At 42.6% G+C, this 7950-nt stretch carries 5 protein-coding genes; all 5 read right to left on the bottom strand.

Translation table 11 applies throughout. The features are described from left to right. Nucleotides 1-180: 180 nt before the first annotated feature. Nucleotides 181-2181, bottom strand: a complete 2001-nt coding sequence (locus ACFFAP_RS32660; RefSeq protein WP_375515108.1) for a nitrate ABC transporter ATP-binding protein — start codon at nucleotides 2179-2181, stop codon at nucleotides 181-183. Nucleotides 2182-2341: 160 nt separating this feature from the next. Further along, a complete protein-coding gene (gene ntrB / locus ACFFAP_RS32655) occupies nucleotides 2342-3181 on the bottom strand; it encodes a nitrate ABC transporter permease (RefSeq protein WP_375478166.1) in 840 nt (279 codons plus the stop codon). A 103-nt stretch (nucleotides 3182-3284) separates the two neighbouring features. Continuing rightward, entirely contained in the window at nucleotides 3285-4667 is a 1383-nt protein-coding gene (locus tag ACFFAP_RS32650; protein ID WP_375515107.1) for a CmpA/NrtA family ABC transporter substrate-binding protein, read from the bottom strand. A gap of 490 nt (nucleotides 4668-5157) precedes the next feature. Beyond that, nucleotides 5158-6219, bottom strand: coding sequence for a hypothetical protein (locus ACFFAP_RS32645; protein ID WP_375515106.1), 1062 nt, complete (start codon nucleotides 6217-6219; stop codon nucleotides 5158-5160). Nucleotides 6220-6567: 348 nt separating this feature from the next. After that, complete coding sequence (argJ, locus tag ACFFAP_RS32640) at nucleotides 6568-7830, bottom strand: bifunctional ornithine acetyltransferase/N-acetylglutamate synthase (RefSeq protein ID WP_375515105.1); 1263 nt, start codon at nucleotides 7828-7830, stop codon at nucleotides 6568-6570. Nucleotides 7831-7950 lie beyond the last annotated feature (120 nt).

Here is a 7950-nt window from a genome sequence, read left to right as displayed (position 1 = left end):
AGGCTCATTAATGGAGTTCAAAGGCTCATTAATGGAGTTCAAAGACTCATTAATGAGTATCAAAGGCTCATTAATGGAGTTCAAAGGCTCTTTAATGGAGTTCAAAGGCTCTTTAACAGAGTTCAGAAGTTCGCGTATGGGGTGCTACTTCTTCCACTCCCTCTTTCTCTCACGATTTTTTTATGAAGCGAGTCTTCTTCTAGGTGCATCAAGAATAACTTCCGCGACTGAAAAATCACGTTTAATTTTCAAGCTGTTGAGATAAGCGATCGGATCGTCGGCGTTAAAGGGAGTACCATCGAACAGTTGGATCGGTTGGCGAATATAGCTAATATCCAAACCTAATTCTCGTGCGGCGGTGCTGAAAACACGAACTTGACACACCCGTTCAACAACTTCTACCCAATTTCTAGGGAAGGGAGTGTCACCCCAACGCGCTAATTGACTCATAATCCAAATTTGTTCAGTGCGACTGGGGCGGTTAATCGCAGACTCAGAGTAAAACTGGTGATGGGCATAGTCCCGCAACGGATGGTCTAAGTCACAGGTGAGACTATCTGGATCTTCGAGTTGAATGTATTCTAAATCAGTGCTGACGTAATCTCGCCCTGCTAAAATTTGGCGAATTTCTTGGGTATTTTCGGGATTTGCACAATACTGACAAGCTTCTAGCAAAGCTTTAGTCAAGGCGATATGCGTATTTGGATAATTTTCTGCCCAATCTTCCCGCACACCAAGAACTTTACCGGGGTGTCCCAGCCAAACTTCTAAGTCGGTAGCGATGGTAAAGCCGACATTTTCCACAGCAGCGCGGTAGTTCCAAGGTTCGCCGACGCAGTAACCATCAATGCTTGCGGCTTTTAAGTCAGCTACCATCTGCGCTGGGGGAATGGTCTTCATATCCACATCGCTATCGGGGTCAATTCCTCCAGCCGCTAGCCAGTAACGCAGTAACAAATTGTGCATAGATGCGGGATGTACTACCCCCATTGTGTGCCGTTCTTCGCGGGTGAGAATCAGGTGATTTCTGAAGTCTGATAAGGTTTGCACGCCTTGGTCATAAAAGCGTTTTGCTAAGGTGATGGCGTTACCGTTGCGAGTCATCGTGAGGGCGGTGACAACGGGGAGGGGTTGGTTATTATGTCCTCCCAAAGAAAGCCACATCGGCATTCCTGAAGGCATTTGAGCCGCATCTAAATAACCACCAGTTATGCCATCGACGATACCCCGCCAGTTGCTTTCCCGCACTAAGTTAACTTCATCTAAACCATGCTTGACAAAGAAGCCTTTTTCTTTAGCAACTGCTAAGGGGGCGCAAGCTGTCAGAGGTAAAAAGCCAATTTCTAGGTTAACTTTTTCTAATCCATGACGGGCAATGTCCGCAGTTTTCCGCGCCCGAATTTTCTTAATTCGTTTTTGCTGATTGAGGAAGTAAATCATCTCACTCCGCAAGCTGTAGTAGCTGGGATGTTCTACTACTTCCATCCGCTTGCGGGGTCTGGGAATATCCACTTCTAAAATGTCCCCGATTTTAGATTCCGGGCCGTTGGTTAACATCACGATTCTGTCAGATAACAGCACTGCTTCATCGACATCATGGGTAACCATCACGGCGGTAACTTGATTTTCTTCGCAAATTTGCATCAGTTGTTCTTGCAAATTGCCGCGTGTGAGTGCGTCTAATGCACCAAAGGGTTCATCTAGCAAGAGTAATTTAGGGCGAATCGCTAAAGCGCGGGCGATCGCAACTCGCTGCTTTTGTCCACCTGATAACATTCCCGGTTGTTTGTCAGCATGGGGACGCAAACCCACCATATTTATATGTTTTTCGATAATGGCTTGGCGTTCAGCTGCGGGTACGCCCTTCATTACTGAGTCCACGGCGAGGGCAATGTTTTCTCTAACTGTCCGCCAAGGTAATAGGGAATAATTTTGAAAAACCACCATCCTGTCTGGGCCTGGTTTGCGGATTCTTTGTCCTTCTAAGGTGACAAGACCTTCAGTAGGCAAATCCAAACCCGCAATCATATTTAATAGAGTGGATTTACCGCAACCGGAGTGACCAATCAAAGAAACGAATTCTCCTTTTTTAATTTGGAGGTCGATTCCTTTGAGGGCGATATATTTGCCACCACCAGTTAATTCAAAAACTTTTTCAATTTGATCGACAGCTACAAACATAGGAGTTAAAAGTCAGGAATGAGGAATTGGAAGTTGAGAGTGAGGAGTGAGGAGTTAGGAGTGAAGAGTTAGGAGTTGGAAGTTAAGAGTTGGAAGTTGATAGTTAAGAGTTGAGAGTTAGAACTTTTTCAATTCATAACTCCTCACTTTTAACTCATAACTATTTTTGTTCTGCTGGTAAAATTTTGTTTTGCAGCCAAACCATTGCTTTATCTAGGAGTAAACCAACGACACCGATATAAACTAGAGCCAAAATTACTTCGCTGACGTTGTTATTTTGATAAGCATCCCAGATGAAAAAGCCGATTCCGACAATACCGGACATGACGATTTCGGCGGCGATAATTGCTAACCAAGCTAAACCGATCGCAATTCTCAAGCCGGTAAAGATGTAGGGTAAAGCCGCAGGAATCAAAATATTAATAAAATATTCTTTGCGGCTAAGTTGCAGAACTTTGGCGACGTTGTTGTAATCTTGGGGAATTTGGGTAACGCCGACAGCAGTATTAATTAAGATGGGCCAAATGGCGGTGATGAAAATTACGAATAATGCTGCGGGTTCGTTTTGTCGTAAAGCTGCTAAAGAAATGGGCACCCAAGCTAGAGGTGGTACTGTCCGCAGTAATTGAAAAAGAGGATCTAAAGCCTTGGACATGGTTTTATTAACACCAATTAAAATGCCCAAGCCAATACCCACAATTGCTGCAAGTGTATAACTAATAGCGACTCGTTGTAGACTTGCTAAAATCTGCCAAAATAGACCTTTATCAATGCCACCTCGGTCATAAAAGGGCCAGAAAATCAGAACCCAAGTGTCTTGGATAACTTGTATTGGCCCTGGTAATGTGGCTCCCGGAGTCCAAGCGAAGAGTTGCCAGATAATCAGGAAGATTGCGATCGCGATCGTTGGTGGTATCAGGTCAGGAAATTGCTTTTTCAGGCTGGATATAAAGCTATTATTCAATCTAGGGCTTGCAGGGCGTTTTTGGGCTATTGTCATGATGCTATGTTGTCCTCAAATTTTATTTGTTATTTGTCTTTTGTAAATAATCGATATCTCTAGACGCGATGAATCGCGTCTCTACAAGCGATTAATCGCGTCTCTAAACACTCACCTTTTTTATTTTCAAACTCTTCAAATATTCTTCTGGTTTTTCGGGGTCAAATTTTATGCCATCAAAAAACTCTTCTATACCACGAGATGTATTTGTGGGAATATCAGCAGTAGCAATGCCAGCTTCTTTGGCAGCTTCTTTCCAAATATCTTCCCGATTGACTTTGTTGATAAGTTCTTTAGCCTTAGCAGCGTTATTGTCTAGGTAATCTTTTGGTAAAAATCCCCAACGAACATTTTCAGTGATGAACCATAAATCATGACTCTTGTATGGATAAGAAACATTACCTTTTTCATCTTTCCAGTAGTAAGCAGCCATTGATTTATCATCAATTTTGCGACCATCACCCATGTCATATTTGCCTTGGTATGGATCTGCAAGAATCTCAGGCGAAGAAAGATTGAAATAATTTCGTCCAGCGAGAATTTTAGCCGCTTCTTTGCGGTTATCAAAATTATCTAGCCATTGTTGGGCTTCCATAATTCCTTTTAAAATTGCTTTGGTAGCCTTGGGATTTTTATCAACCCAATCGCCTCTGATAGCGAGGTATTCTTCAGGATGATTCTTCCAAATTTCTGCGGTTAATGCTGCTACGTAGCCGATTTTTTCTTGCACTAGGCGATAAGGCCAGGGGTCGCCTGTACTAAAGGCATCCATTGTTCCTGTTTTCATGTTGGCTACAGTTTGCGCCGCAGGTACTGTGAGCAATTTGACATCTGCATCTGGGTCTAACCCACCTGCTGCTAACCAGTAGCGAATCCATAAATCTTGGTTGACGTGGGGAAAGGTGAATGCAGCTGTGAAGGGTGTTGAAGATTTTAATTCCTTAAACAAAGACTTAGCGCTGGCGAGTTGTAAACTAATACCTTTGCCTTGGTGCTTGTTTGCGATCGCAATTCCATTTCCATGTGTAATCAATTGACATAATACATACATGGGAATTTTTTGATTGCCCTTGGTAATTAAACCTTCTGTAATTAAATGTGGCATTGGCATCTGCCATTGACCGCCATCTATACCACCACCAGCAGAACCAATTTCTACATTGTCTCTGGCTGCACCCCAAGAAGCTTGTTTAGAAAGGTCAACATTAGTCATGCCATACTTTGTAAAAAAGCCTTTTTCTTTAGCAATAATCAAAGGAGCCGCTTCTACAATGGGAATATATCCCAACTTGACTGTAGTAGTTTCTGGTGTTTGTTCGGGACTAATATTAGCAACCGATTGAGCAGTTGGTTGTGCTTGAGTGCTTCCACCAGTTAGGTTTTCAGGGGGATTGCCCAAACAGCCTTTGAGGAATATAGCAGCCGCAGATACCCCAGTTGTGAATACAAATTTGCGACGTGAAATTTGATTAAAAAATTCTGTCATAATATCTCCTTTGAACGTAAATTTTATTTTTATAGCTATGATAATTTAGGCAAAAAACATTATGTTTATTGCGCTACTAACGATTAAGCTATATTTGGCAAAGCAACCGCCGTCATTTCATCAATGACACGGCTACCTATATATAAACTCGGCTAATTTATTGACTCTGCTCTAGTGTGATACAGAGGTATCATTCACCTTGTTGAAAACAGTTTACAGCTTTTGAGTCTGAATTGGTTCACTTGGGATCTGGATTTATTAAACAAATATCAGATTGCATGTATAAAGAAAAATTTATCTATTTTCCTTAACTATATGAATATTTTCTAATATATAAACTTTTATTTATGAAGACTATTATGTTTACTTTATGATTTCCTGCTTTTAATTATTTTGTAACTTATTTTTAGTAGGCATTTTTCATATATAAGTTTTTATTTATAATAACTATTATGTTGACATGATGATATTTTTTATCCAGTCATGGCAACTATCTGCCGTGGATTCCAGCACCAGTAATAAACCCCGTCTCTTTAAGCAGCAGCTGTAGTTCTGCGTGAGGAAGTTTCGTGTCCTTGTTGTTATTTCCCCACATATCAGAAAAGAAGTCTTGCATCAGTGCAATAATGCTGCGGTATTTGACGATGCTGGCAACATAGAACTCATCTAACTTCATGACTCCATCAGTATGTATCTGCTCAATGTTGTCGAGTAAGATAGACCGTAGTTCATAAGGTTTTAAGCCTTCTTTTATGCCATATTTTTCCATAATCCTGCGTTTATCGTTCTTTGAACATAAATCATACGACGATTGAATAAGATGACCAAGATTCCGCAGGACTTCTCCGTAGTCATAAAATGTGTTCTGCTTAAAAAAAGACTCTTCATCTTTCGTCAATGTAAAACTCTTATCAAGTACCAAACCAAAATCAGTCAAATATGTCTGCTTGCCGTCGGTGAGGATGTTGCGAAAATGTGCGTCAAAGTGGATGATTCCCTTCCTCCTCAAAAAGGTAATCGTCGTGCGTAAGTCGTTCAGGGGTTTCTGAAGTTTGTTGGGATTTAAGAGCAGCCATATTTCCAGAACATGCGGTATGTACTCTAGAAACAGAACCAATTCATAGTTGGCGTTTGCTCTATCTAACATATAATTCCCAGCGTTGGCACTATTGCCCCAGTACTCCACATAACCTTTTAGACGCTCCATGTCCACATCCGCACGCCGCCCAGAGAACGGAATAATCCGATAATGGTACATTAGTGGGAAAGTGGCAATTGCCCCCGACAATACCCAGTTAGTTGTCTTAATATGGGTCACGAGTTCCCGAAAGACCCCAAAACCAGTAGAACCGAAGCCGTAATTACAGTAAGTCGGCAGATTATAGAGGTTTCTGGTGGAGAATAGGTTGTCAAATTCGATATTTGTAACCGGAACACGTTTCACAAAGACCTTGGCTTCCCCAAAAATGATGGAGTGATTCATCCCCCAACCCGTACTCGACTCATTTGACTCAGTATTGTCAAACAGAGAACGCAATTGTGCATTATCCAACTGAGCGATTTGTGAACTGAGCTTGAAGTACCTCTTCTTTCTAAGTTCTATAGACATAGGAGTGAAATTAAATATGCGTTTTCTAGAACCCTTGTAGAGACGTAGCAGTGCTACGTCTCTACATCCTTTTAGGAGATATCTTATATGCTTCTTAGCCATTTTCCCCCGTCCAGCTACAGCATGAGAAACCGTTTTACCTTAGCCTCTTATGCATGGTAAATTATTGGCTTGCAGTACCTGAAATCTTACACGAATTCGCAATTGATAAATTTAGATGCAGCAAAGCAATCCCTGCTTACATCTGTTGCCTTATTTTAGAGAATTGGTATTACACCTGTAAACGAGATTTTAAGTAGTATATTCGGCGTTAATCCTCACGTAGTCATAACTCAAATCACAACCCCAAGCTTTAGCTGAACCATGACCATAGCCAACGTTAACGGAGATTAATACAGTATCCTGTTGGAGATAAGCACCCGCCGCTGCTTTTTTCAAATAAGCACTCGCAGCTGCACGGTCAAATTGCAGAGGTTGCCCATTTTCCAACATTAAGAAATTCCCTAGCTTAATTTGCAGGTTTTCTTGCTCAAAGGGCACACCTGCACGTCCGGCGGCGGCGGCGATGCGTCCCCAATTTGGATCGCGTCCAAAGATTGCAGATTTAACTAAGGATGAACCAGCGATGGTTTTGGCTATTTGTCGGGCTGAGAGTTCATCATGGGCCCCTGTTACTTCCACTTCAATTAGACAGGTTGCGCCTTCACCATCACGAGCGATCGCTTTGGCTAAATGCTGACAAACTGCTGTTAACATCGCCTCTAATTTCTCTGCTTCTGCGCCCAATTCTGTAATTGCTGGGGTACGAGATTGACCGTTTGCCAAGGCGATTAAGCTGTCGTTGGTGCTGGTATCGCCATCCACAGTAATGCAATTAAAGCTTCTATCAGCTGCCCTTGCTAACATCTGCTGCCAAAGAGCTGGCGAAACCACAGCATCACAAGTAATAAATGCCAGCATGGTTGCCATATTGGGGTGAATCATACCGGAACCTTTGGCAATGCCACCAATTCGTACCGGGCGTTGGCGCAGCCCGGAGGAGGCATCGCTTATAGTTGTCTCTAGGGCAATAGATTTTGTTACCAAGTCTGTAGTAATAATCGCCTCTGCTGCTGCATCTGAGCCTGTTTCTGATCTTGCTGCTACTACCTTGGGAATCCCGCTTCGCAAAGCATCCATCTTAATTCTTTGACCAATCACGCCAGTGGAAGCCACTAACACAGATTCAGATGGGATGTTTAGTGCTTGACCTACTGCCATAGCAGATTCTAAAGTATCAAGGTAGCCTTGAGTCCCTGTAGCAGCATTTGCTTGTCCAGCGTTGCAGAGGATGGCACGAGCGCTTTGTTTAGCTTGCAAGCGTTGGCGACAATATTCTACGCAGGCAGCTTTAACTTGGCTGGTGGTGAATACACCAGCTGCGATCGCTTCCACCTCTGAGAATATCAAAGCTAAATCTGGCAACCCCGAAGGTTTCAACCCTGCGGTAATTCCCGCCGCTTGATACCCCCTTGGTGCTGTGATGCCACCTGTGATTTTTTGCCAATCTGCCATTATTCTTCCTTACAACTATCAGGTTGGATAGGTCAATTTGTACTTTGGAAAAGTGCTTTGGAAAAGTGCTGAGTTAGGAGTTAGAAGTTAAGAGTTATTAGTTTTCCCCTACTTCCCCTG

Source organism: uncultured Nostoc sp. (genome assembly GCF_964245575.1).
GTDB lineage: Bacteria > Cyanobacteriota > Cyanobacteriia > Cyanobacteriales > Nostocaceae > Nostoc.
Note: the sequence above shows the minus strand (reverse complement) of the source record. Positions and strands in the feature narration are given on the sequence as shown.

What these genes read in the sequence shown, in the direction of transcription:
- argJ (WP_375515105.1), bottom strand. Translation starts at nt 7,830, where the DNA reads ATGGCAGATTGGCAAAAAATCACAGGTGGCATCACAGCACCAAGGGGG.
- ACFFAP_RS32660 (WP_375515108.1), bottom strand. Translation starts at nt 2,181, where the DNA reads ATGTTTGTAGCTGTCGATCAAATTGAAAAAGTTTTTGAATTAACTGGT.
- ACFFAP_RS32650 (WP_375515107.1), bottom strand. Translation starts at nt 4,667, where the DNA reads ATGACAGAATTTTTTAATCAAATTTCACGTCGCAAATTTGTATTCACA.
- ntrB (WP_375478166.1), bottom strand. Translation starts at nt 3,181, where the DNA reads ATGACAATAGCCCAAAAACGCCCTGCAAGCCCTAGATTGAATAATAGC.